Origin of the sequence: Corallococcus sp. 4LFB, from assembly GCF_046520365.1 — a bacterium.
GTDB classification, from domain to species: Bacteria; Myxococcota; Myxococcia; order Myxococcales; family Myxococcaceae; genus Corallococcus; species Corallococcus caeni.
In genome coordinates this window covers 1-1,843 of record NZ_JBKGHJ010000897.1, presented here as the reverse complement: position 1 = coordinate 1,843, position 1,843 = coordinate 1, and the positions used below count along the sequence as shown (strand labels likewise).

The 1,843-nt window shown below is 71.4% G+C and carries 2 protein-coding genes and 1 pseudogene; all 3 read right to left on the bottom strand.

Annotation, left to right across the window (positions count from 1 at the left end):
• Window positions 1-433 (bottom strand): hypothetical protein (locus ACLEQD_RS42520; protein ID WP_410391672.1); only part of this gene is annotated, 433 nt, incomplete at its 3' end.
• On the bottom strand, window positions 430-1,083 hold the full coding sequence (locus ACLEQD_RS42515) for a thioesterase domain-containing protein (protein WP_410391670.1): 654 nt from the start codon (window positions 1,081-1,083) through the stop codon (window positions 430-432). The genes ACLEQD_RS42515 and ACLEQD_RS42520, both read right to left, overlap by 4 nt.
• A gap of 257 nt (window positions 1,084-1,340) precedes the next feature.
• Window positions 1,341-1,730 (bottom strand): annotated as a pseudogene (locus ACLEQD_RS42510) (phosphopantetheine-binding protein); the annotation flags it as partial.
• Window positions 1,731-1,843: the final 113 nt, after the last annotated feature.

Sequence of the window (1,843 nt, the reverse complement as noted above, 5' to 3'; positions counted from 1 at the left end):
ACGGTGGGAGGGCCCGCCGGGGGGGCGGCCGCCACAGGCGCCGGGCCGTGGCGGCCATGAACACGCCCATGGTGCCGTTGAGGTAGAGCCACACGGTGTGCAGGTGGTGCTTGGCGACCCAGAACCACACCATCAGCGCGATGTTGAGGGCGAAGACGAGCGCCACCACGCCCAGCGCCGACACGATGCCCGCCCGCCGCTTGAAGATGAGCAGCAGGATGGTGAGCGGGTTGAGGACGGTGAACAGCTCGTTCACGACGACGAACCCCATGGGCAGCGGATCCGCCGGGTCGTTCGCGAAGAGGCCGAACTTCGCCACGGTGAGGATGTGGATCAGCGCGCCCACGGAGAAGCACACGAACCACACGGCCAGGATGAGGCGGTTGGGCCATGGAGAGCCCCCGCGCGATGTCTCGGATGTTTCAACGGTCATGACTTGTCCTCCAGGGCCTCGCGCAACAGCGTGGCCACGTGCCGCACGTACGGCTCCTGCATGAGTTGATGGTGTCCCCCAGGGACGTCCCTCACGTCCAGTCCCCCCCGGACCCAGGGCTCCCAGCCCCGGTGGCGCGGCACCCCGGGGCTGGGCGTCGCCTCCGTGGCGGCGAGCAGCAGGGCCGGGCCTTCGTAGGGGCCGGGGGTGTAGCGGTCCATGGCGCGCAGGTTGGCCTGGTAGACGCGGAACAGGGCGCGCAATTGCTCGCGGCCCGTCGCTTCCTCCAGGAGGCCGGCCTGGACGCCCACGGCGAGGAGCGTCCCCAGCATGGCGTCGTCGTCCATGCGCTCCAGGGCCTCGTCCGTCACGGGCAGGGTCAGGGAGAAGGCCTGGGCCACCGTCTGGGCGAAGGCGACGCGCACGCTGGCGTCGGGGTCCTTGTCTGGGGCCTCGGAGGAAGGCTGCTGCACGCCGGGGACGAACGCGTCCACGAGCGCCAGCAGCCCCACGGCCTGTCCCTGCGCGCGCAGCTGGCGGGCCATCTCGAAGGCGATGACGCCGCCGAGCGACCAGCCGGCGAGCAGATAGGGCCCCTCCGGCTGCTCCGCGCGGATGGCGGCCACGTACAGGGCCGCCATCTCCTCCACGGTCTCCGCGACGGCCTGGCCCACCTGGAGGCCCCGCGCCTGGATGCCGATGACGGGCTGGTGGGGCCCAGCAGCCGCGCCAGCTCCGGGTACGCGAGCACGTTGCCTCCGCCCGGGTGGACGAGGAACAGGGGCCTGCGGCCCGGCTCGCCCTTCTCCAGCGGGACGAGCGGCGACCACGCTCCGGCTTCATCGCGCAGCAGCTTCGCCAGCTCCTCCACGGTGGGGTGCTGGAAGAGCGCGGCCAGGGGCACTTCGCGGCCCAGCCGTTCGCGCAGCGCGGCCATCAGGCGGACCGCGAGCAGTGAGTGGCCTCCCAGCGCGAAGAAGCTGGTGCGGACACCGATGGGGTGCACGCCCAGGACCTCCTCCCACACCGTGGCGAGCTGGGATTCCAGCGCGTCGCGGGGCGCGACGAAGTCCTGGGCCTGGGACGCGGAGACGTCCAGGTCCGGCAGGGCCTTGCGGTCCACCTTTCCGTTGGCGTTGAGCGGCAGCGCCTCCAGCACCACCACCGCTCCGGGCACCATGTACTCCGGCAGCCGCTGACGCAGGCTCGCCTTCAGCGCCTCTGCCTCCAGCGTCTTGCCTGCCTTCGGCGCCACGTACGCCACGAGCCGCTTCTCCGCGCCCTCCCCCTTCGCCACGACGACGGATTCCTTCACCGTCTCCTGCTGGCGCAGGGCTGCTTCGACTTCCCCTAGTTCGATGCGGAAGCCTCGCACCTTCACCTGGAAGTCCACCCGGCCCAGGTACTCCA